Origin of the sequence: Lacibacter sp. H407 (genome assembly GCF_037892605.1) — a bacterium.
Lineage (GTDB): Bacteria > Bacteroidota > Bacteroidia > Chitinophagales > Chitinophagaceae > Lacibacter.
Map to the genome: position 1 here is coordinate 4,009,289 of NZ_JBBKTU010000001.1, position 21,825 is coordinate 4,031,113.

Sequence of the window (21,825 nt, forward strand, 5' to 3'; positions counted from 1 at the left end):
TTTTTTTGTTTTAAAATGTGTTCAGCATCTATGACTACGTCTTGTTTGCGCCGGTTACAGGAATTGCTGATTTTTTTTAAAAAATTGTACGATCTGAAAATTCTCAGCAACTTTATAGAAACATTGTAACCATCCGCTAACAGGCGGCGTCTAAACCGGTAGATATGCAGGCAGGTCCATCGGATAAAGAGATCATCACACAGGTTTTACAGGGCGACCAACGGTCGTTTGAGGTATTAGTTACCCGTTACCAGTCGTTTGTATTTACCATTGCCCTGCGGTACACTAAGAACCGGGAAGATGCAGAAGAAGTGGCGCAAAATGCATTTGTAAAAGCCTATCGCTGTTTGAATGATTACCGGGGCGATGCAAAATTCAGTACCTGGCTGTTCACCATTGTTACGTCGTTATGCTTAACGTTCTTACGAAAAAAGAAACTGAATGTGCATTCGATCGATCAGGACGGAGTATTTGAATTGGCAGATCATCATGAATCAAGCATGCGGGCTGACAGAGTGGAAGAGAAATCAAAAGTGAAATTGGTAAATGATGCCATTGCGATGTTGCCACCCGATGATGCCAGACTGTTATTGTTATTTTATAAAGCAGAGCAAAGCCTGGAAGAAATTGGTTTGATTTTAGGCATGCAGCCAAACACAGCAAAAGTAAAGCTGCACAGAGCAAGACAAAAGTTGAAAGAGAACATGCAGAAATATTTTGCTATTGAGCTGGAAGACTATATTCAATCTTAAAAAATCGTTTGTATGAATACGCAACAAATGGATGAAACGATCTGGAACTATATTGATGGCACTGCTAAGGCAGAAGAAATTGCATTTGTGGAACAGATGATCGCAACCGATGCAACCTGGCGCAGTAAATACCATGAGTTGAAAGAAGTGAATCAACTGTTGCAAACGGAATTGGAGCTGGAGCAACCTTCACTGCGTTTCAGTAAAAATGTAATGGAGCAATTGCATGGTTTAAAACCTGCACCTGCTACCAATCAATATATCAACAAATCGATCATCCGTGGCATTGCAGTATTCTTCATCGTTAGCATTGTAAGTTTTTTGATCTATGGACTTACACTCATCGATTGGTCTACATCTTCAACAACATCCAATACTTCAAATTATAAATTGCCCGCTGTTGATTATTCAGCGCTGTTCAGCAGCACATGGATCAATGTGATCATGATGATTGCTGTTGTTATGGGTTTAATGTTAATGGATGGTTATCTCCGCCGTAACAGGAAGGCGGCATAAGTTCACTTCGGGGAATCATCGTAACTTCGCCAACTCAAAGCCAAGTTGCGATATGAATATTAAAAACAATATACTTGAAACGATCGGCAACACGCCGATCATTCGTTTAAACAAGATCACTAAAAATTTACCCTGCACTGTTGCTGCCAAAGTAGACTATTTCAACCCCGGCAATTCGATTAAAGATCGTATGGCGTTGAAGATGGTGGAAGTTGCTGAACAGGAAGGCAAATTAAAACCCGGTGGCACCATCATTGAAGGCACCAGTGGTAATACCGGTATGGGATTGGCATTGGCGGCTGTGGTAAAAGGATACAAATGCATTTTTGTTACCACCGATAAACAATCGAAAGAAAAAGCTGACATCTTAAAAGCAGTTGGTGCCGAAGTAATTGTTTGCCCCACTAATGTATTACCGGAAGATCCACGGAGTTATTACAGCGTTGCTGCACGTTTGGCAAAGGAAGTGCCAAATTCATTGCACATGAATCAATATGATAACCTTGCCAACCGGTTAGCACATTATGAAACAACCGGTCCTGAAATTTGGGAACAAACCGATGGAAAGATCACACACTTAGTTTGTACAGCGGGTACGGGTGGAACCATTACCGGTGCAGCAAAATTTTTAAAAGAAAAAAATCCCAACATTCAGATATGGGCCATTGATGTGTACGGCTCTTTATTGACTAAGTATTTCCGTACCGGCGAAATTGATATGGGCGAAGTACATCCTTATATCAGTGAAGGATTTGGTGAAGACTTTGTGCCGAAGAATTATGATATGAGTGTGATCGATCATTTTGAACAGGTAACAGATAAAGACGGAGCAGTAATGGCCCGACGTCTTGCAAAAGAAGAAGGCATGTTCTGCGGTTACAGTGCCGGCAGTTGTTTGCAGGGATTGATGCAGCTAAAAGACCGTTTGAAAAAAGATGATCTGGTGGTTTGTATTTTTCATGATCACGGCAGCCGCTATGTTGGAAAAGTGTACAACGATCAATGGATGATGGAGCGTGGTTTTCTCGATGTAAAAACATTCAAGGATCTTGTTTCATCACGTGCACACAACCGCCTGATCAGTATTGAACCAACACATACCGTAGCAGAAGCGGTAGAACTGATGAAAAAATATGATATTGAGCAAATACCGGTTATTAATGGAAGCGGTCAGATCGGCTCGATTTCTGAAAACGGATTGTTTGATAAAGTCTTCACCAACCCGGAAATTAAACATGCAAGCGTGGAAGCAGTTATGGAAGCTCCCTTACCAATTGTATCGTTCGACACACCTATTGAACGTTTAAGCACATTGATCACAAAAGAAAACGGTGCTGTTTTAAGCAAAGACGAAGCAGGGAATTTTCACATTGTTACCAAGTACGATATTATTCAATCGCTTGCGAAATAGATTGCATCAATTGATACAAATACGAACGCCGCTTTCCAGCGGCGTTCGTGTTTGTATTCGTTAGAATGAATTATTTAAACCCGACCCATTTGCGTTTCTGTTTATCAAACACCCAATAAATACTGTTTGAAAACGAGAAATTAAAATAAGTTTCAATTTCAAAATCGATTGGAAGCTTTATTACCTGGCTCATGTAACCGGTTTTACTGTCGTACAGTTCTACTTGCTTTTTCGCAATATTCAGCAATCCGATCTCTGCGTTTTTAATACCGGTATAAATCAATGAACGGGTGTTGTAGGTTTGTTCAAAATCGGCTTGGCTGAAGATTGCTATATCGCCGGCATTCATTGCTCCAAAATGAATTTGAATGCTCTTTCGTTTATCGGTGCCATCGGTGCTGTAACAAACAACATTTAGTCCGTCTAAAAAAAGCACTTCGTTGGCATCAGTATTCAGTACACCTGCACTATTATCATCGGGTTGACTGGACCCTTCTTTTTTGATATTTATTTTTTCGGGAATTCCCTTTTTATCCAGATCATAAGCAAACCAACCAAAATCTTTGTATCCGTTTCCTTCCAGTTGTTTTGTTTTCGGATTATACCAAAGTCCACGCACATCGATCAACGTTGCTTGCTCATCACCCGATACAACATCTCCGTCTTCATTAAAGATCACCAACGGAAAATTCATATTTCCCGCTTGCGCCGCATAATATAATTTCTCTTTTGGATGATACGTCACCGCTGCTCCATTGGCACCACCTTCAGGAATTTTCATCTCCATTACTTTTTCAGCAGAAATGATCTTCAGTTCTTTATTACCGCCATTGTTTTTCTTTTCGTTGTTATCGCCACCAACATCACCAATAATACCTGCTACGGCTGCCGGCTTTTTCTTTTGTGCTGCAGTTTCAGCAGATAAGCCAAGTAAAATGAGAAGTAAAAAAGGGAGGACTGATTTTTTCATGCAAGTTATTTATAGATGCGAGTTACAACTTTTTTTCACATTTTTCAATACCCGCCACTGGGTACAAAAAAGCTTCCTTCCGGAAGCAAAATCTTACCGAATTGATTTGATTTTTACACGGCAAAACTGGTGCCACAACCACAGGTTTTACTGGCATTCGGATTACTGAATGTAAAGCCACGATTGCTCAATCCATTATCCCAATCGATCTGCATACCATACAGATACATTCCTTGTCCTTTATCCATGATGCAGGGAATACCATCAATATCAAACAATTCATCACTGTCTTCTTTTGTATCAAAATCCAACACATAACTTAAACCGGAACAGCCTCCACCTTTTGCACCCACACGTAGAAACTTACCGGGCGCCTGCTCTGCATGCAAACGCTGCAGCTCTGCAATTGCTGTTGCCGTAAAACTCACCGGTGTACTATTCATTGTTTCCATATCATTCTTATTTGCTGCAAATTTACGCCGGAATGAGCATTCCTGCACAATCCTTGTTTTCAACAGCAAAAACCTATTTTTGCTGCAACTCAATCATTTATGGATACCATCTACTATTATTTATTTGGAGGCGCTATTGTTGTTTTTGTAGCATTGGCACTTTATCTGCGTGCAAAAGGGAAAAAAGAATTAATGGAAGAACAACGGCAGTTGGCATTACAACAACAGGCCCTGCAACAACAGCAGGTAAATGCTCCGGCACCACAACGAAAAGCAACCGTATCAAGTAATCCTGAAATGCTTCGGTTACAATTACAGGCGTATGAACGCATTACTATTCTTTGCGAACGCATTGGATTGAACAATTTGTTAGGGCGTTTACCTGTTGTACAACTTTCTGCGCCTGAGCTGCAGAACCTGATGGTGCAAAGCATTAAAACAGAATTTGAATATAACATCAGCCAGCAATTATATGTATCGGCTCCGGCATGGGATGGTGTTAAAAATCTGAAAGAGCAAAACATTTTTATTGTGAATGAACTGGCTTCAACCCTTCCACAGGGAGCAACCGGTGTTGATCTCAGTAAAAAAATTGTTGAGCTGTTATCGCATGATGAACATGTATCGTTACAAAATATTGTAGCAACACTCATCAACAACGAAGCCAAACAACTGATGGGGTAACCATCGCTAACGAACGAACTTGCTTTATGGATGAAAAAAAGATAACTACTGATTCCGGTATTGAGGTGAAACCACTTTATACCGGACAAGGTGAACAGGAACTACCGGGCCAGTTTCCCTTTACACGTGGCGTACAGCCCGATATGTACAGAGGTAAACTGTGGACCATGCGCCAGTATGCAGGTTTTTCCACTGCTGAAGAAAGCAACAAACGCTATCATTATTTATTATCGCAAGGCGTAAGTGGTTTAAGTGTAGCGTTTGATCTGCCTACACAAATTGGTTACGATAGCGATCATGCATTGGCGGAGGGTGAAGTTGGAAAAGTGGGTGTAGCCATTGACAGTATTGCAGATATTCAAACTTTGTTTGATGGCATTAAGCTGGAAGATGTTTCCACTTCAATGACGATCAACGCCACCGGTTTTATTCTCCTCTCCTTTTATGTTGCATTGGCAAAGCAACAAGGTGCTGATCTGAAAAAAATTACAGGCACTATACAGAATGATATTTTAAAAGAATACGCTGCAAGGGGAACATACATTTATCCTCCCAAACCAAGCATGCGCATCATCACTGATATTTTTGAATGGTGCAGTCATGAATTACCAAAGTGGAATACCATTTCTATCAGCGGTTATCATATCCGAGAAGCGGGCAGCACAGCAGTGCAGGAAATTGCTTTTACATTGGCTAACGGTAAGGCGTACGTGAAGGCAGCACTGGAAAAAGGATTAGACATTAATGTATTTGGCAAACGTCTCTCCTTCTTCTTTAATGCGCATAACAATTTGTTTGAAGAAGCAGCAAAATTTCGTGCCGCCCGTCGCATGTGGGCGCACATGATGAAAGAACTTGGTGCAACTGATCCTAAAGCCATGATGTTGCGTTTTCATACACAAACTGGTGGCAGCACGTTAACAGCACAGCAACCACTCAATAATATTTCAAGAGTAACCATTCAAACATTAGCTGCAGTGTTGGGCGGCACGCAATCATTACATACCAATGGATATGATGAAGCGTTGAGTCTGCCTACGGAAGAAGCTGCACGTATTGCATTGCGTACACAGCAGGTGGTTGCATTTGAAAGCGGCGCTCCTGATACGGTTGATCCATTAGCAGGCAGTTATTATGTAGAAGCACTCACAAATGAAATTGAAAGAATGGCATGGGAACTCATTGCAAAAATTGATGTGATGGGTGGCAGTGTTTCAGCTATTGAAGAAGGTTTTATACAGGATGAAATTGCACGCAGTGCATACGAATACCAACGTAATATTGAAAACGGTTCGAAAATCATTGTGGGTGTAAATAAATTCGAAGTAAATGAACCCAATACAACACCTGTTTTCAGAATTGACGACAGTATCCGGGCCATACAAACTGCAAAGCTCAACCAATTAAAAAACAACCGTGATCCCGGCAAAGTGGATCAATGTCTGCAGGAGATCAACGACCGGGCCGGCAGCGGAGAAAACTTGATGCCAGCCGTTATTACAGCTGTTGAAAACAAATGTACTCTGGGTGAAATAGCTGATGAATTGAGAGCTGTGTACGGAGAGTATAAATAACCAACTTATCACAATCAGCCCTTCAGCTAATACAGGTTAGCCCGGCAATTTGTATATTCATTCATCTTTATTAAAATTTCAACTATGGCATCGAACGATACATCAGCTTCTCCGGTAATGAATGAACATATTGCGGCTTTCCTGAAAGAGCAATCGGTTATTTCCATTGCAACTTCTGTAAATGAGGAACCTTATTGTGCCTCTTGCTATTATGCATTTGAGCCAACTGCAAATCTGCTCGTGTTTAAATCGGATGCGGACACGAGACATATTGAAGATGCGTTAAAAAACAACCGTGTAGCCGGCACTATTCTTCCTGATAAAATCACAAAAGCCAAAGTGAAGGGCGTACAGTTTAGTGGAAACTTTTTAAAAGCTGAAGGGCCGATCGGTAAGAAAGCAAAGGAAACCTATCTCAAAAAATTCCCGGTTGCCGGTATCTTCCGTGGCGATATTTGGATGATTGAAATAACACGTGTAAAGTTTACAGATAACACATTGGTGTTTGGAAAAAAGTTGTTGTGGGAACGATAATTTTTTCAATATGATTCAGCGGATAACAGTTTTGTTATCCGCTTTTTATTTTTATACCTTTCCATAAATGAACCGTTTTATGCTTTTCAAAAAATTGCTGTTTATTCTTCTTATCCTTACTTCTGTCAGCACTTCTTTTTCACAACAACCACCTGCCTTCATTACCGATAGCCTTGAAAGCTATATTGAACGTGGCATGAAAGACTGGAATATCCCGGGGCTTGCCATCACCATTGTAAAAGATGGAAAAATCATTTTCATTAAAGGCTATGGCGTAAAAGAAGTGGGCAAACCTGAAAAAGTTGATGCCAATACATTATTCATCATTGCATCAAATTCAAAACTGTTTACAGGCACAAGTCTTGCATTGGCCGAGCACGAAAAGAAATTATCATTGGATGATAAAGTAACAACACATATCCCGTGGTTCAGGTTATACGATTCAACCTCAACTAAACTGGCAACGGTAAAAGACATGTTGTGTCATCGTTTAGGTACCAAAACATTTCAGGGTGATTTCACATTCTGGAACAGTAACCTACCAAAGGATTCTATCATCTGGAAAATGCGTTTACTGAAACCGGAAGGAGAATTTCGTCAGAACTATGGCTACTGTAATGCAGGTTTTTTGGTGGCAGGTGAAATTCTGCAAAAGACAACCGGAATTAAATGGGAACAATATGTAAGCGATCGTATGTTGAATCCTATTGGCATGACGAATACTTATATGAATACTGCAGGTATGGCTAACCGTAAGAATGTAGCTGTTCCCTACTCCAATTCATTCGGACCGTTAAGCAAACTTCCTTATGACGAAATTGATAATCTTGGTCCGGCAACCAGCATGGTGAGTTGTGTGAATGACCTGAGCAAATGGTTGATGTTTCAATTGGACAGCGGCAAGATCAACGGACAAGCAGTAATTCCATGGCAAGTGTTGCAAAAAACAAGAGATGGAAATATTTTAACCGGCACACGTAAATCGGCTTACTACCCTACCCATTTCCGTGCGTATGGTTTAGGTGAATACATGACGGATTATAATGGCAAGCAAGTGTATTGGCATACAGGTGGTGCGTTTGGTTTTGTTACCAATGTATGTTTTATACCTGAAGAAAAACTCGGCATCAGTATTTTGACCAACAACGATAACCAGAATTTCTTTGAAGCATTACGTTACCAGATCATGGATGCCTACCTAGGTGTTCCATATGTTGACAGAAGTAAATTCTTACTACAGTTTCAACAGCAGGATCAGGTGTTGAACGATTCAAAAATGAAAGGCTGGGAAGAACGTGCTAAGAAAAAACCTTCGCTGCCTGTAAGTGCAGATGCATTTGTTGGGTCGTATTACAATCACGTGTATGGCAACATGCAGATCGTTAAAGAGAATAATGAGTTAACAGTGTTATTGAGTCATCACCCAAAACTGAAAGGCAAACTTGAATACATTGACAATAAAAATTTCTTACTTACATGGAACCATCCATCCTACGGAAAGTTTGCAGTGCCATTTGAGATCAAGAACAATAAAGTAAGTGCCATTGAAATCAAAGCTTCTGACTTTGTGGAGTATGATGGCTATGTGTTTCTTAAAAAATAATGTTCAATTCCAACTAAACAATAAAGCATGATGAGAAAACTATTTTCCTTTATCGTTTTGTGCATTGCTGTTTCATCAGCATCGGCACAAAACATTCAACAACTGATCGATCAGAAAGCAAAAGCATTATTACCAAAAGTAATTGAGTGGCGCAGGCATCTACATCAAAACCCAGAACTCGGCAACCGTGAGTTTAAAACGATGGAGTACATCGCCAATCATTTAAGAAGTCTTGGATTGGAAGTTAAAACAGGTGTTGCTAAAACCGGTGTGGTTGCTATACTGAAAGGTGGAAAACCTGGTCCTGTGGTTGCGTTGCGTGCAGATATTGATGGACTGCCAATCAAAGAACGTGTTGATGTTCCTTACAAATCAACTGTGATGGCTGATTACCTTGGTCAACAAGTTCCCGTAATGCATGCCTGCGGACATGATACGCATGTTGCCATTTTAATGGGTACTGCTGAAGTGTTATCGGCTATGAAAAAAGATGTAACAGGTACTGTGAAATTTATTTTCCAACCGGCAGAAGAAGGTCCTCCCGGCGATGAAGAAGGCGGCGCTGCCTTGATGGTAAAAGAAGGTGTAATGGAAAACCCGAAAGTAGATGCGATTTTTGGTTTGCACATTTCAGCTGACACAGAAATTGGAAAAATTACATATAAGAGCGGTGCATTTATGGCCAGCAGCGATTGGTTTACGATTAAAGTAAAAGGGAAAGGAGCACATGGTTCTGCTCCATGGACCGGTATTGATCCCATCATGATCTCCGCACAAATTATTAATGGTTTGCAAACCATCGTAAGCCGTAGTTCCGACTTAACAAAAGCGCCCGTTGTAATTACAGTAGGTAAATTCAATGGTGGTGTGCGTGAAAATATCATTCCTGAAGAAGTGAGCTTCAGTGGCACGATCCGCACACTCGACAGTAAAATGCAAAAAGAAGTACATGAAAAAATAAAACAAGTAGCACAAACGATTGCCAGTGCTTATGGTGCAACGGCAGAGGTGGTAATCGATACCAAAACATTGGTGACCTATAATACACCTGCACTTGTTACAAATACATTGCCTTCTTTGCAACGGGCAGCAGGCAATGAAAATACAGCAGAAGAAACCTGGACAACAGGAGCTGAAGACTTTTCCTATTTCGGTGAAAAGGCTCCCGCATTTTTCTTTAATCTTGGTGGTATGCCAAAAGGTGCACAACCAACCGGACATCACACACCTGATTTTGTAATTGATGACAGTATGCTTGATGTGGGCGTAAAAGCTTTTTGCAACATTGTATTTGATTATGGGAAGGTGAAGAAGTAAGCTCTGGTCGGCTCGGCCCTTCGGCCGTCAGACCATGATTATCTATATAAAGAAGCCACATCAAAGCGATGTGGCTTCTTTATATAGAAGGGTTCAGGCCGCTCCAGCGTCCCGACCCAAATTAGCGTTTCAAAAATTTATTCTTCAACAACTGTTCCATCACTTCATCTTTTTCACTTCGGCTGATGGGAATACGATGCTCACCAATTCGTATTTCGTTTCCATCAATCGCATCGATCTTAGCCGCATTTACAATAAACGATTTGTGTGTTTTAATAAATTGAACTGCAGGTAAATATTCTTCAACCGATTTCATGGTGAGATAGCTGATGTATTTCTTTTCCTTTGTATAAATACATACATAATTCTGCAGCGCTTCCACATACTGTATATCATTGAAAGCGATGCGTACAAAACGGTTATCGGCCTTGATGTAGAAATCTGTTTGTTGCTCTGTAGTTTCAGCGGCTTTGTTTTGTTGACGCAGTTCGTAATATTCTTTTGCCTTCATCGCTGCTTTCAGAAAACGATCAAATGAAATGGGCTTCACCAAATAATCCAAGGCATTCAGTTCAAACCCATCCAATGCATATTGCGGATATGCCGTTGTAAAAATAACAGGCGGTGCCTGTTGCAATGATTTGAAGAAATCAATGCCGGTGATCTTTGGCATTTGTATATCCAACAGCAACAACTGAACTTCACCTTTGCTGATGAGATCGGCTGCTTTCAACGGATGATCAAAGTCTCCCACAAGTTGGAGAAAATCAACATCAGCCACATACTCTCTTAACCCCTTACGGGCAAGCGGTTCGTCATCTATGATTACAACATTAATCATTACACTTTCAGTTTTAGATGAACAGAATAAATCTCCGCTCCATTTTGGATATTCAGATCATACTTGCCGGGATATAACAATTCCAACCTGCGTTTTACATTCTGCAAGCCAATACCACCGTTTTTCTCTGTACTGATCGCATCTTCTTTTGAATTCTCTACCATAAAATCCATGGTGCCGTTTGCCTTTGAGAGTTTCACTTTTACATAATTCGTTTCATTACTCCGGTGTGAAATATGTTTGAATGCATTTTCAACAAAGGATACCAACAATAAAGGTTCAATTGAAAATCCTTTGACCTCGGGTGTTGCTGAAAAATCAACCTGGTATTGGTCATCCTTCCTTAATTTTTGTAACGCTACATAATCATTTAAAAAATCGATCTCTTTTTCAATGGGTATTTTATCGCCACCTGCTTCATATAACTGGTAACGCAACATATCTGAAAATTTATGCAGCGCTTCTCTCGCCTCTTTATTTTCTTTATCGATCAAAAAATAAACAGCGTTAATTGAATTGAACAGGAAATGCGGATTGATCTGCGATTTCAAAAAACTCAACTCTGCTTCTGCTTTTTCCTTTGCCATATCGGCCATCTTTTTTTGCATGGCCGTATAATCAAACATCAGCTTAAATGCAGCACCTGCCAGCACAAGAAAGAAATGCGGCAGTACATTGTCATACACTCTTCCTTTCCAGTTGCCCGATATATCCAGCAACGCCGGGTTGTTGGTCATGCGGCCAATGATATTCATCTTCAACAAACTACTTAAAACAATTAAGCTGATGAGTGTAACCGCAAACAAAACATATTTTTTACTGTACAGTAATTTAGGAATGAGAACATAGTTCGTGAAATACACCAATGCTGCAAGATCGATCACTTTAATAAGTGTAACTTTAAATGCAGTGGCGGGCAAGCTATAACTTTCGTAACGGAACATGAACCATGTACCGAATATGAGCATCCAGATTATTACGTGATGCAGATTATACTTCAAAAAGAATTTTGCATTATGCATATTTCAAAATAAATGTACAAAATCCACCTGTTAAAAAGGATTACAGTTCCGGTTGGTTTTTGCTGACGAAATGCAAATCCACCGTTTGTCAAGAAAGAGCTGCAACAGGTGTAAAGAAATTGTGAGAACCGTTTAGTTTTTGCAAGCTTTGTGGTATTAAACCGTTTTGTATGAATCATATCATCACATTCGTAATTGTTCTATTTATCCATTTGCCGGTAATTTCCTGCGCACAACAGCAAACAACGAAGGACATAAAAGTTGATGTTGGTGGTTGCGAAGGATGTAAAGCCATTTACGAAAGCCCCATTCCATTTGAAAAATTAGAATCGATGGTGTGGCTACCCGATTGGACATTACCCGGACAAAAGCTGGCGGTGAATGGAACCGTTTATAAAGCTGACGGCAAAACACCTGCTGAAGGTGTGATCATCTATATTTATCATACCGATCAAACGGGCATATATCCACAAAAGGGAGATGAAAAAGGTTGGGCCAAACGCCATGGTTATTTACGTGGCTGGATGAAGACTGATAAGAATGGATTTTATAAATTCTTCACCCTTCGGCCGGGATCTTATCCCGACAGTAAGAATCCTGCACACATTCACATCACCATTAAAGAGCCGGGCAAACAGGAATACTGGATCGATGAATTTGTATTTGACAATGATCCTTTTCTTACAACAGAAGAACGTAGCCGTTGCCGAAATCGTGGAGGCAGTGGAATACTTACCATGAAACCTGGCGGCAGTTTGGTAAAAGCAGAAAGGAATATTTATTTGGGGAAAAATATTCCGGGTTATCCTTTGTAAATGACGTTAACCATTAAACCTTTAAAAATATTTAAGCATCAGTTGCTTTTAACTTTAGAATCGAATTTTAAGCTTGGATATTTTCTTTTGAACCACATTTCCCATTTGACTAAATCAGAAGACGAGAACCGTCGCCAGCCTATATAGCTTCCATCAGGATGTGCTTTGATACTTGTAATTCGCTCCATGTATGTTATAGCAGTACCACAAACAATTGACTTATCGTAACCAGCATTTTTTTTCGAAATTGAATCTAAAATATTGTAATAGTAATAAAAAGAATCTACGTCCGAAACTTTGCTTACTTATTGTGAAACTTTGGTTTGAGCATAGCCGTAAGCACTGAATAAAACAAATCCAGATATCAAAAGATATTTCATAAAATCGTATTGACCTACTAAAAGAAAGTTCGTATTTGCTGAATAATTATTTCACCGGATTTCTAGCACCAAACAATAAGCTGCCGATCCGCACCATAGTACTTCCCTCTTCAATTGCAATTTTATAATCACCACTCATGCCCATCGAAAGAATGGAAAATTGGCTATTGACTATGGGCACATCAGCATACCAGTCAAACAATGATTTCAACGAACGAAGCTCACCTCTTACTTTTTCCAAATCATCGCTGAACGATGCCATCCCCATAAAACCACAAACACGAACATTCTTCAGCTCATGCAATCCGTCTGAATTTTTATTATAGATCGTTTTCAACTCATCTTCACTTAACCCGAACTTTGTTTCTTCCTGTGCAATATGCACCTGCAACAGTACATCGATCACACGGTTGTTCTTCCCTGCTTCTTTGTTGATCTCCTTGAGCAATTTGAAACTATCAACACCATGGATCAACTGCACAAACGGTGCAATGTATTTCACTTTATTGCTTTGCAGGTGTCCGATATAATGCCAACGGATATCCTTGGGCAGCCGGGCCTGTTTATCCACCAACTCCTGTACATAATTTTCGCCAAAGTCACGTTGACCTAATTCGTATAATGCAAGAATGTCTTCAACAGGTTTGATTTTACTAATGGCCACCAATGTAACCTGCTTTACTTCTAATTCCTGCTTGATCGATTGATATGCTTCTGTATTAACTGCCATTGTATTCGTAAGTGAGTTGCAAAAATAAAAGCTAATGAATTAACTCATTAGCTTAATTAGGTTTGGGCCATGCTCCGTAGTTTCCCTTTGGGGAGATTTAGAGGGTTTTTATTTCAAAATACTCCTGCTGATCACAATCCGCTGCACTTCGCTCGTTCCTTCATAGATCTGTGTAATTTTTGCATCACGCATCAAACGCTCAACATGGAACTCTTTTACAAACCCATAACCGCCATGCACCTGCACTGCTTCCGTTGCTGTCCACATCGCTGCTTCACTGGCAAATACTTTTGCCATGGATGAGCTGAGTGTATAATCGATACCATTATCTTTTTCCCATGCTGCTTTTAAACAAAGCAAGCGTGCTGCTTCGATCTTTGTTGCCATATCGGCCAGTTTAAACTGAATGGCCTGGTGATGCATGATCTCTTTTCCAAATGCTTTGCGTTGTTTGGAATAAGCCAATGCTAATTCATAAGCGCCGCTTGCAATACCCAGCGCTTGTGAAGCAATACCAATACGTCCACCTGCCAGTGTCTTCATCGCAAACTTGAAACCGAACCCATCTTCACCAATGCGGTTTTCCTTCGGCACTTTTACATCCTGAAACGAAATGCTGTGCGTATCACTGCCACGAATGCCGAGTTTATTTTCTTTCGCACCAACCGTTACACCAGGCCAGCTTTTCTCAACAATAAACGCATTAATGCCTTTACTGCCTTTGGATCGATCGGTTTGTGCAATTACAAGATAAACTGAAGCTGAATTACCATTGGTGATCCAATTCTTGATGCCGTTGATAACATAGTGATCACCTTTATCTTCTGCAGTTGTTTGTTGGGACGTGGCATCGCTTCCAGCCTCCGGTTCGCTCAACAAAAATGCACCGATGTATAATTCGCCATCTTTCTTCCCCTGTGCAAGCGGCGTCAGGTATTTTTGTTTTTGTTCTTCACTTCCGTACTCTTGCAAGCCATAACAAACAAGACTGTTGTTAACGCTCATACACACACTTACGCTGGCATCAACTTTACTGATCTCTTCCATGGCCAGCACGTAACTCACCGTATCCATTCCCGATCCGCCGTATTCCGGTTTCACCATCATTCCCATAAAACCGAGATCGGCCAGTTTGCTGATCTGCTCTTTCGGAAATTTTTGTAATTCATCCCGTTCAATAACGCCGGGTAAACATTCGGCCTGGGCAAAATCACGAGCCGCTTTCTGAATCATCAACTGTTCTTCTGTGAATTCAAAATGCATAAAAGAATAAAATTTTGTCGCAAAGATAAGGGGATACTAACAGTTGACAGCTTTGGCAGTACTTTGCAAGGAATTAAATACCAACTTCAGGGTATTTGTATCTTTAGGAAGCTTTGTAACTTTCAACCCAAAATAACCCACACCATGAAAGCAATTGGCTTTTTCACATTCTTTCTGTTTGCGCTTGCTTTTCAATCCACCGCCCAAAGTTGCCTGAGTGGCAATTGCAGCTCCGGTTTCGGAAAATTCAAATATGATAATGGCGACATCTACGAAGGCGAGTTCTACGATGATAAGCGGGAAGGCTTTGGCGTGTACACATGGAAAAGCGGCGAAAAATTTATTGGCGAAAGTCTTGGCAATGTATTTAGTGGCTTTGGTGTAATGGAGTTTGCGGATGGCACCAAGTACATCGGCGATTTTAAGAATGGTGAATTTGATGGTGAGGGTGAAAAAACTTCATCCAGCGGTACCAAACAAACCGGCATTTTTGAAAAAGGAAAATACCTTGGGAAAATATCTTATTATGGAAAAGCGGTTGGCACAACGGGTTGTTTGAATGGCGATTGTTATGATGGCTATGGCATGAAATATTATAGTGGTAACGATCGCTATTTCGGTTATTTCAAAGACAGTTTACGAAACGGGTATGGTGCTTATTATTGGGATGATGGCACCCGTTGGGTAGGTCAGTTCGAGCGAAACCTGTTAACTGGTTATGGCACTTATTTTTTTATTACAGGCGAAAAATATGTAGGCTATTTCGTTGACAGTAAGCGGAACGGATGGGGAATTAACTACGACCCTACCAGTGGCGTTAAGAAAATAGGTTTTTGGAAAGATAATGTGCTGATTACACCGAAAAGCTCCATGGGAGTAGATGGAAATACTACAGGCTGCATCAGTGGCGATTGTAAGAATGGTTATGGAAAGTATGTTTACAACAACGGTTACTATGAAGGGTATTTCAAAAATGGTTACCGGAATGGCCAAGGCAAATACTATTTTGACATTGGGGATTTTTATACAGGCAATTTTACTGATAATAAATTCGCCGGAAAAGGAACCTACTACTATACCAATGGCGAACGCTATACCGGCGAATGGAAAGATCAACGCACACACGGAAAAGGCGAGCTTGTTCAGTTTGACGGCACTTTAAAAATCGGTTACTGGCACGAAGGAAAATACCAGGACAAAACAACTAAGCCTCCCGGTTATGATGCATGGGTAAACAGCAATTACAATTCGGGCACTACATCATCAAACACCACTGCCTCTAACACAAATACAAAACCGAACAATACAGTTGGCAACAATACAAACACTCCAACCACAAACAAACCGAATACAACAAAACCAAACACCCCACCTGTTACAACTACAAACAAACCAAACACTCAGCCAAATAATACAAAGCCGAACAATACAACACCCACAAATACCAACACTGGCAGTGCTACCGACTTTCTTGATAAAGTAAGTATCAAAAAAGGATTGGCATTGGTGATCGGGAATTCAAAATATACCTTCTTTGGAAAGCTAAGCAACCCTGGCAACGATGTTGTGTCTGTTACAAATGCATTACGTGGAAGCGGGTTTGATGTAATTGTTTTGAATGATGGCGACCGAAATAAAATGGTAGATAAATTAAGAGAATTTGCAGAGCGTTTGAAAGGATATGAAATGGGGCTCTTCTATTATTCCGGACATGGAGTAAAAAACGGAGCTGAAAATTATATGGTACCGGTTGATGCAAACATGAAAAATCCGGAAGATGTACCACTCAGTTGTTTGGGGTTATCAAACGTACTTACCCGTATGGCATTGGCGGGAACCAAGATGAACATTGTGATATTGGATGCCTGTCGCACACCGTTTAAAGAAGGTAAAGGATCAAGCGATGAGTTCGACCCCACACCAAGTCTAAACAGCAAATCACGCCCCGATGAAACAGGTATTTACTTTGCAACGTCGGATGGTACGCCAGCATCGGATGGTGTGCCCGGCACCAATGGTATTTACACTGGAGAGCTGGTGAAATATTTAAAGTATATGTGCCAGGATATTAAGATCGAAGACATCTTTAAACGGGTGGCACGGGAAGTAAAATCAAAATCAAACAAAGTACAGGTGCCTGAGGCAAACAGTAATATCACAAAAGATTTTTATTATCAGTGTAAGCAATAAAGTTGTACGGCATTTCAAGAAATAATCTTCTTCCAAATATGCAAGACAAAGAGATTCTAGATTTTTGGAGTTGGTTCGCAAAAAATTCGACTAACCTTCAGTCCGACAGATACGACAAGATAGTTTTGGATGAACTTGACAACCTTGTTTCCAATTGGGACTTGGGTTGGGAAATCGGCCCCGGAGAGTCAAAAGAAAACTCTTTGACAATTTCGCCAAATGGAAATAAGGATTTGTTGGGCAAAACAAACCGGATTATCAGCAAGGCACCCAAGTTGGGCAATTGGGAATTTTACTCCACAAAACAGTCAAAAGAAAATTGGCATTTGGCAAGGCTGTTTAACGTGGGCTTTGAAATTGATGCTTCTGATTGGAAATATGTACTGTTGAAGTATGAGGATGAAAAGGTTGAGATTTTAGTAAAGGCCGACACATTATCAGATCTTAATAAAGAAACAAAAGGAATTGCTGCTGATCTTGTTTTGACAAACTTGCTGGGAGAAAAACTAAAAATTCAAACAATTGATTTTATAACTATCGTTGATGATTTTGATGACGAAAACGGAATAACGGAGTTAAAATACTTACCAGAACACATCACTGACAAAAATTATTTTAATTCATAAAAGTATTTTATCCCACAACTAGTTGGCCTGCTGTTAATTTTCTTTCTGACTTCTGCTTTTTAAAGGCTGAATGGTTTCTTCACTTGTATTATTTTTACGCATGTCACAAAATAAACTTGATGCAGATTACTGGAGCAATCGCTATCAACAACATCAAACCGGTTGGGATATTGGCTATGGCTCCACACCTCTTGTTGAATTTCTGCAATCGGTGACAGATAAAACAATTTCAGTTCTTATTCCCGGCTGTGGAAATGCGTACGAAGCTGAATGGTTAATGCAAAACGTTTTTACCAACGTTACTGTGCTGGATATCTCACCTGTATTAACAGCTGCATTGGAAGAGCGATTGAAAGATCAACCCATCAACATTGTTACAGCCGATTTTTTTGAGCATCAACAACAGTATGAGCTCATTCTTGAACAAACATTCTTTTGTGCACTTGATCCTGCATTCCGCAGCAAGTATGTTGAGCACATGCATCAATTGCTGAAACCCGGAGGCAGACTAGTTGGTGTATTATTTAATCGGGAATTTGACGGAGGCCCGCCCTTTGGCGGAACACAAGAAGAATACGAACCGCTTTTCAGCAAACATCTGCACATAAAAAAGATGGAGCTGTGTAACAACTCCATCCCGCCCCGCAAAGGGTCTGAACTATTTTTTATTGCTGAAAAGAATTAACCTCGTCCCATTTCACGCAGGTAAGCCACATGCGATGCAATGGCCATCCGCATTTTCGGATACTCAATGTATTCTACATTAAACTCCTGACAGGTTTGTTTGATAATGCGGCTGATAGCAGGATAATGCACATGTGAAATTTTGGGAAACAAATGATGCTCTACCTGGAAATTTAAACCGCCTACCAACATTGAAATCAACTTATTTCTTGTAGCAAAGTTTGCAGTTGTCTTTAATTGATGAATCGCCCACTCATCTGCAAGACGACCATCTTCTTCACTCGGCATAGGGAAATGTGTGTGCTCAACGGTATGTGCCAATTGAAACACGATACTGATCACCACTCCGGCAAACAACGTCATTACAAGAAAACCTACTAACCAGGGAACAAATCCTGCAAAGTAAATTGGAATACCAACAAAAATGATCAGGTGCACTAACTTGAATGACCAGAAAACAACATGATCTTTCACTTCCATTTTCTTCAATGGCATGTTACCTATCTTCTGCTTAAAATATTTTTGATAGTCCATTACGAAGATCCAAAGGATGTACAACAATGCATATAAGAACCAGAAATAGTAATGCTGGTATTTATGCAGCTTGTATTTCTTTTGAGTGTTGCTCATCCGTAACCACGGCTGAATATCGATATCATCATCCACACCATCAATATTGGTATAGGCATGATGAATAATATTGTGTTTGAAATTCCACATAAAGCTGCTGCCGCCTAACATGTTCAATGAAAACGCAGCCATTGTATTTACAACCTTGTTTGTGCTGAAACTTCCATGTGATCCATCATGCATCACATTAAAACCAATGGCAGCGATCAATCCACCCAATACTAATGATTCTACAATACCCAACCATAAAACCGGTGTAAAGAAAACCAGGTGAACATAAACTGCTATCAATGCAACACCAAACGCAATTGCTTTGAAATAGAGATTAAAATTTCCGGTGGGCTTTTTCCTTTGTTCTTCGAAGTAAGAATTGACCCTTCTCTTTAATTCTGTGTGGAAGGATTGTGCTGTTACAGCAAATTTAGGAGTGCTCATGTACTAAAAAATAATTGGGCGAAGTTAACGATTATCAGCCGTTTAACCGTCAATCTGTTGAAGAATGACAATGGATTAACAGTTCGCCCTACAAACAAACATTAGGTGCTCACCTGTATAATTGCATCGAACGTGTTGATACCTATACGTTTCTCCGTGATAAATCCTTCGCCGTATTCCACACCAATGCGCTTGCCAAACATTTTATGCCGGGAGATAAGTGTATCAAAATAAGCAGGTGTGGAAATATATGTTTGTGGTTCATCGATCCCCGGATTTGGATTGTGAAACTGTGTACCGTATGCTTTGATACTTTCAACTTTACGATCGAATACAGAAGTGATGTCAAAAATAAAATCAGGTTCTGCATAACGATCCTGAATATAATGAAACACATATTTAGGCCGCCATGCCTGTTGTGCTTCCCCATTAAAACTTGTTTCGATTTTGCGAAGTCCGGATAAAAAACTTGCATCCGATACAAGCTTTGATGAACGACCATGATCAGGATGACGATCGACCAATGCATTGCAAATAACGATCTCCGGTTGGTATTGACGAATTTTTTGAATGATCTGCAGTTGATGTGTTTCATCGTTCTGAAAAAATCCATCACGCATCCCTAAGTTTTCACGTACATGCACACCCATAATCTTTGCTGCTATTGCTGCTTCTTCTTTTCTTGTTTCGGCTGTTCCTCTTGTACCCAATTCGCCACGAGTAAGATCAATGACACCTACTTTTTTTCCGTTGTTGATTTCAACCATTAACGTTCCGGCACAACTTAATTCCACATCATCAGGATGAACACCAAAGGCGAGTATATCTAATTTCATGTTTTAAAATTTGGAGTGTGAAAGTAGGAAATAAGGATAGAACAACAAGAAAAGGAAAAGTTGATTAACGATGTGTTGACAAAGAAAACATGAAAGAAGTTAGCGGCTTCTGGAAGGTGGTGCGGCTTTGGAATAAGCAGGTGCACCTAAATACATCCGGTCATATTCCTGTACAATATCTTCGATTTGTTTATCGAATTTATCATCGTTCGGGTTCCAGCCTTGTTTTAAACTGCTACCCACAACAAACATCAGTGTTTGATAAAACCCTGCGGTAAATCCACCTTTCATTTCACGAACGATTTCAAAACAATTTTCGCCGGTTTGACGATGGATTAACTTCATCAATACTTTACCCTGATAAATTGAAAGATCAGTTACTTTATTAGTAAAGGCAGCTCGTAATTCTTTTTCTCTTGATTTGATGTATTTCTTCCGCTCCGCTTTGCCTTTGATATGTTCCAGATTTTTATTTACATCAATCATCACAACGCCTGCTGAGCGTGCATACGGATACGTGAGATAAACAGCATTGCGAAGCCTCGTCCAACTGGCCCAGTATTTCGCCGCATCTTTCGGATTACCACCCCACACCAACACTTCGCCCATTTCCCTTCCGCCGATGATCTCTCCATCGATGATCATCGCTTTTACAAAAACGGTATCATTGGGACCGTACTCAACTTTGATGGTTTGTTTTGTGGGAATTGAATCCGGATGCGACGGTAACGGAGCTCCCTGCCCGAGTGCAGATAAACTGCCCAGCAGAAGAAACCCTAAGAGTACAGATAAATGTGATATTCGTTTCCGGCGATTCATTGACAGTGTAAATTAAGCATTCTCACCTGTTAATACAACAGACAGGAAGAATGTAACCGAAGCTGCCTTGTGAAGATTTTCTTAAAAAAATTACCAGCTCTTGACTGCAAGCGAATACAGGAATCCGTTGCTGTAGCATACCGAAGGCCTCCGGCATTCGGCCATATTTTGCGCAATAACCGATTTATCTCTTTTTGTTGAGTTTAAGAACATGTTTTTCACGAAGATGGAATGTATATTTAGATGCGTTAGCCAAGTCTAAAGGGCACTCTAATAACGACTATATTGAATCTGAAAAATCTATTTGCAAAACTTTTTTCTTTAAAAAGACCTCATCCCGAGCCCAACAACTTGACCTCGGGAAAGACGTTTGATGAAAAATTAAATGATATTGGCTGTTTTCAATACGACGACGAAGGCTTCTCGATCAACTACGGGGATTTTTCTAAAAAAATGAAATGGGATGAAATAACAGAGATAAACGTTTATAAAGCTGATTTAATGACAATTGACAGAATAGAAATGGAAATTGTTTATACGGACAAAATGTTCATGATAAGTGAGGATTTGCCCGGCTGGTATCAATTTGTAATTAAAACAAAAAGCATATTCCCTTCAATTCCAAATGACTGGGACATGGAAATTGTTCAACCGCCTTTTGCAACAAATTACAGAACCATTTACAGCAAGGGATAACAAAACCTTACAACAACGATATAAAAAGCTGAAGCGAATTTGAAA

General features: G+C 40.2%; 22 protein-coding genes. 13 read left to right on the forward strand and 9 right to left on the reverse strand.

From position 1 onward, the window contains the following. Window positions 1–164: 164 nt before the first annotated feature. The 3 genes from WG989_RS17270 to WG989_RS17280 are packed head-to-tail and all read left to right on the forward strand — an operon-like array spanning window position 165 to window position 2,679. Window positions 165–752, forward strand: coding sequence for an RNA polymerase sigma factor (locus WG989_RS17270; protein WP_340431297.1), 588 nt, complete (start codon window positions 165–167; stop codon window positions 750–752). Between the two features lie 12 nt (window positions 753–764). Next, a complete protein-coding gene (locus tag WG989_RS17275) occupies window positions 765–1,268 on the forward strand; it encodes an anti-sigma factor family protein (protein ID WP_340431298.1) in 504 nt (167 codons plus the stop codon). A gap of 52 nt (window positions 1,269–1,320) precedes the next feature. After that, the gene (locus tag WG989_RS17280; protein ID WP_340431299.1) at window positions 1,321–2,679 is read left to right on the forward strand and encodes a pyridoxal-phosphate dependent enzyme; all 1,359 of its coding nucleotides are present in this window, start codon (window positions 1,321–1,323) and stop codon (window positions 2,677–2,679) included. A 70-nt stretch (window positions 2,680–2,749) separates the two neighbouring features. On the opposite strand, the gene WG989_RS17285 is transcribed toward WG989_RS17280, so the two are convergent. Both WG989_RS17285 and WG989_RS17290 read right to left on the reverse strand, forming a co-directional pair. Continuing rightward, a complete protein-coding gene (locus WG989_RS17285) occupies window positions 2,750–3,649 on the reverse strand; it encodes a hypothetical protein (protein WP_340431300.1) in 900 nt (299 codons plus the stop codon). A gap of 113 nt (window positions 3,650–3,762) precedes the next feature. Then, a complete protein-coding gene (locus WG989_RS17290) occupies window positions 3,763–4,101 on the reverse strand; it encodes a HesB/IscA family protein (protein ID WP_340431301.1) in 339 nt (112 codons plus the stop codon). Between the two features lie 99 nt (window positions 4,102–4,200). Between WG989_RS17290 and WG989_RS17295 the strand changes: the two genes are divergently transcribed. From WG989_RS17295 to WG989_RS17315, 5 genes are all read left to right on the forward strand, one after another. Then, window positions 4,201–4,785, forward strand: a complete 585-nt coding sequence (locus WG989_RS17295; RefSeq protein ID WP_340431302.1) for a DUF7935 family protein — start codon at window positions 4,201–4,203, stop codon at window positions 4,783–4,785. Window positions 4,786–4,811: 26 nt separating this feature from the next. After that, window positions 4,812–6,359: an acyl-CoA mutase large subunit family protein gene (locus WG989_RS17300; RefSeq protein WP_340431303.1), complete on the forward strand. Its 1,548-nt coding sequence runs from the start codon at window positions 4,812–4,814 to the stop codon at window positions 6,357–6,359. Window positions 6,360–6,443: 84 nt separating this feature from the next. Beyond that, window positions 6,444–6,893 carry a pyridoxamine 5'-phosphate oxidase family protein gene (locus tag WG989_RS17305; RefSeq protein ID WP_340431304.1) on the forward strand — a complete coding sequence of 150 codons (450 nt, stop codon included), beginning with the start codon at window positions 6,444–6,446 and terminating at the stop codon, window positions 6,891–6,893. Window positions 6,894–6,972: 79 nt separating this feature from the next. Then, on the forward strand, window positions 6,973–8,496 hold the full coding sequence (locus WG989_RS17310) for a serine hydrolase (RefSeq protein ID WP_340431305.1): 1,524 nt from the start codon (window positions 6,973–6,975) through the stop codon (window positions 8,494–8,496). A 27-nt stretch (window positions 8,497–8,523) separates the two neighbouring features. Next, window positions 8,524–9,813 carry an amidohydrolase gene (locus tag WG989_RS17315; protein ID WP_340431306.1) on the forward strand — a complete coding sequence of 430 codons (1,290 nt, stop codon included), beginning with the start codon at window positions 8,524–8,526 and terminating at the stop codon, window positions 9,811–9,813. A 121-nt stretch (window positions 9,814–9,934) separates the two neighbouring features. Here WG989_RS17315 and WG989_RS17320 read toward each other — a convergent pair whose 3' ends face one another. Further along, window positions 9,935–10,654 (reverse strand): LytR/AlgR family response regulator transcription factor, encoded by a 720-nt coding sequence (locus tag WG989_RS17320; RefSeq protein WP_340431307.1) that lies wholly within the window; start codon window positions 10,652–10,654, stop codon window positions 9,935–9,937. After that, window positions 10,654–11,676: a sensor histidine kinase gene (locus tag WG989_RS17325; RefSeq protein ID WP_340431308.1), complete on the reverse strand. Its 1,023-nt coding sequence runs from the start codon at window positions 11,674–11,676 to the stop codon at window positions 10,654–10,656. The genes WG989_RS17320 and WG989_RS17325 overlap by 1 nt, the downstream gene beginning before the upstream one ends. A 170-nt stretch (window positions 11,677–11,846) precedes the next feature. Between WG989_RS17325 and WG989_RS17330 the strand changes: the two genes are divergently transcribed. Further along, window positions 11,847–12,491 carry a dioxygenase family protein gene (locus WG989_RS17330; protein WP_340431309.1) on the forward strand — a complete coding sequence of 215 codons (645 nt, stop codon included), beginning with the start codon at window positions 11,847–11,849 and terminating at the stop codon, window positions 12,489–12,491. Between the two features lie 426 nt (window positions 12,492–12,917). On the opposite strand, the gene WG989_RS17335 is transcribed toward WG989_RS17330, so the two are convergent. Together WG989_RS17335 and WG989_RS17340 are read right to left on the reverse strand one after the other, a co-directional pair. Then, window positions 12,918–13,601: a YggS family pyridoxal phosphate-dependent enzyme gene (locus WG989_RS17335; RefSeq protein WP_340431310.1), complete on the reverse strand. Its 684-nt coding sequence runs from the start codon at window positions 13,599–13,601 to the stop codon at window positions 12,918–12,920. A 108-nt stretch (window positions 13,602–13,709) separates the two neighbouring features. Continuing rightward, window positions 13,710–14,864 (reverse strand): acyl-CoA dehydrogenase, encoded by a 1,155-nt coding sequence (locus tag WG989_RS17340; RefSeq protein ID WP_340431311.1) that lies wholly within the window; start codon window positions 14,862–14,864, stop codon window positions 13,710–13,712. A 144-nt stretch (window positions 14,865–15,008) separates the two neighbouring features. Here WG989_RS17340 and WG989_RS17345 point away from each other — a divergent pair, with 144 nt between their 5' ends. The 3 genes from WG989_RS17345 (at window position 15,009) to WG989_RS17355 (ending at window position 18,365) form a co-directional block, all read left to right on the forward strand. Then, window positions 15,009–17,054: a caspase family protein gene (locus tag WG989_RS17345; protein ID WP_340431312.1), complete on the forward strand. Its 2,046-nt coding sequence runs from the start codon at window positions 15,009–15,011 to the stop codon at window positions 17,052–17,054. Window positions 17,055–17,092: 38 nt separating this feature from the next. Continuing rightward, a complete protein-coding gene (locus WG989_RS17350) occupies window positions 17,093–17,680 on the forward strand; it encodes a hypothetical protein (protein ID WP_340431313.1) in 588 nt (195 codons plus the stop codon). A 100-nt stretch (window positions 17,681–17,780) separates the two neighbouring features. After that, the gene (locus tag WG989_RS17355) at window positions 17,781–18,365 is read left to right on the forward strand and encodes a methyltransferase domain-containing protein (RefSeq protein ID WP_340431314.1); all 585 of its coding nucleotides are present in this window, start codon (window positions 17,781–17,783) and stop codon (window positions 18,363–18,365) included. Here WG989_RS17355 and WG989_RS17360 read toward each other — a convergent pair. From WG989_RS17360 to WG989_RS17370, 3 genes are all read right to left on the reverse strand, one after another. Next, window positions 18,362–19,429, reverse strand: a complete 1,068-nt coding sequence (locus tag WG989_RS17360; RefSeq protein ID WP_340431315.1) for a fatty acid desaturase family protein — start codon at window positions 19,427–19,429, stop codon at window positions 18,362–18,364. The two genes, WG989_RS17355 and WG989_RS17360, sit on opposite strands and share 4 nt — an antisense overlap. A 101-nt stretch (window positions 19,430–19,530) precedes the next feature. Further along, window positions 19,531–20,265: a bacillithiol biosynthesis deacetylase BshB1 gene (bshB1, locus tag WG989_RS17365; protein ID WP_340431316.1), complete on the reverse strand. Its 735-nt coding sequence runs from the start codon at window positions 20,263–20,265 to the stop codon at window positions 19,531–19,533. 99 nt (window positions 20,266–20,364) lie between these two features. Beyond that, window positions 20,365–21,084 (reverse strand): DUF4294 domain-containing protein, encoded by a 720-nt coding sequence (locus WG989_RS17370; protein ID WP_340431317.1) that lies wholly within the window; start codon window positions 21,082–21,084, stop codon window positions 20,365–20,367. 285 nt (window positions 21,085–21,369) lie between these two features. Between WG989_RS17370 and WG989_RS17375 the strand changes: the two genes are divergently transcribed. Further along, complete coding sequence (locus tag WG989_RS17375; RefSeq protein WP_340431318.1) at window positions 21,370–21,780, forward strand: hypothetical protein; 411 nt, start codon at window positions 21,370–21,372, stop codon at window positions 21,778–21,780. The last annotated feature ends 45 nt before the right edge of the window (window positions 21,781–21,825 follow it).